This window comes from Bordetella tumulicola, from assembly GCF_965138755.1.
GTDB lineage: Bacteria > Pseudomonadota > Gammaproteobacteria > Burkholderiales > Burkholderiaceae_B > Bordetella_A > Bordetella_A tumulicola.
This window is the reverse complement of sequence record NZ_CBCSFP010000028.1, coordinates 1-1,347: the sequence shown is the minus strand read 5'-3', so window position 1 is coordinate 1,347 and position 1,347 is coordinate 1. Positions and strand designations below refer to the sequence as shown.

General features: G+C 61.4%; 2 protein-coding genes. One reads left to right on the top strand and one right to left on the bottom strand.

Features of this window, described 5'->3' with window-relative positions:
* Positions 1–440 (bottom strand): PQQ-dependent sugar dehydrogenase (locus ACNAZS_RS26715; RefSeq protein WP_415793639.1); only part of this gene is annotated, 440 nt, incomplete at its 3' end.
* A 172-nt stretch (positions 441–612) separates the two neighbouring features.
* On the opposite strand from ACNAZS_RS26715, the gene ACNAZS_RS26710 reads away from it, so the two are divergent.
* Positions 613–1,224 (top strand): glutathione S-transferase family protein, encoded by a 612-nt coding sequence (locus ACNAZS_RS26710; RefSeq protein ID WP_415793638.1) that lies wholly within the window; start codon positions 613–615, stop codon positions 1,222–1,224.
* Positions 1,225–1,347 lie beyond the last annotated feature (123 nt).

The following is a 1,347-nucleotide window of genomic DNA, read 5'->3' as shown; positions in this document are numbered from 1 at the left end:
TCCTCCGACAACCGACCACGCCCCACCGCCGTCCCCGCCTTACCGTCATCGCCGACCTCCGCATAAGACAAATACACCAAACGGTCAGACCCAAAATCCGGCGACAACACCACATCCAACAACCCGCCCTGCCCATTCGCCCACACCTTTGGCACACCCGCCAACGGCTCAGACAACTTGCCCTGCCCATCCAACCGACGCAACCGCCCCGGCCGCTCCGTAATCAACATCCCCCCATCCGGCAAAAACGCCACCGACCAGGGATGCTCCAGCCCCGTCGCGACCTCCGTCACCTCAACCTCACCCTTCGTCGGCGCCGGCGCCTCAATAGAAACCTCAGCCTGAGACAGCCCAGTTCCCATCGCCACCAACACCGCACCCACTCGGCCCAAAGCCATCACCACAGACCGTCGCGCAACACCCGCAAATATTTCAGACATGTAAATCCCCACTGAGCCAAACCAACAGCGCCGAAGACAGGAAGAAAAGGAGGAAAGAACGGACGCCAAAAAAGCAACCAGACAGGCGTACCATAACAAGTACAAATGGCAATATAGACATGCGCCATCGTAATAACGCACACCCACAGCGACCAACCGGAGACTCATCACCATGAAACTCTACTACATGCCCGGCGCCTGCTCGATCGCCGCCCACATCACCCTGGAATGGATGGGCGAACCCTACGAAGCCCAGCTTGTCGCCCGCGACGCGCTCAAACAGCCCGCCTACCTGGACATCAACCCCATGGGGGCAGTACCCGCGCTACAAGACGGTGACATGACCCTCACCCAAAACGTCGCCATCCTCGAATACCTGGCCGAACGCGCCCCGCAACTCCAGCTACTCGGCGACGACACCCCACAATCCCGCGCCCAAGTCCGCCGCTGGCTCGCCTTCATCAACGCAGACGTACACCGCACCTTCTCCCTCATCTTCGGCGCGGCCCGCTACACCGCCGACGAAGCCGCCCAAGCCGAAATCCGCACCAACGCCGCAGCCGCCCTGCGCAACATGTTCACCATCCTCAACACCCAACTCGACGGCAAACAATACCTAACCGGCGACAAACCCACCATCGCCGACCCATACCTGTATGTCGTCCTGCGCTGGGCCCACGCAAAAGAAATCGACCTCTCAGGCCTAGACAACCTGAGCACCTTCTTCGCCCGTATGCAATCCGACAAAGGCGTCCAGAGCGCCCTCAAAGCCGAAGGGTTGTAAGCAGTAGTTTGCTTGGGTGGGGGTGTTGGTTCTTTCGACGCCAGGGGTCAGCGTATTGGGCCCCGCCGGCCCATCNNCTCGGCTCGGGCGCATGCNGGCGCCCTCGGTCCCNCTGCGCGGGAC

Excerpts from the sequence above, each read along its gene's own strand:
- ACNAZS_RS26710 (WP_415793638.1), top strand. The coding sequence starts at position 613 with ATGAAACTCTACTACATGCCCGGCGCCTGCTCGATCGCCGCCCACATC.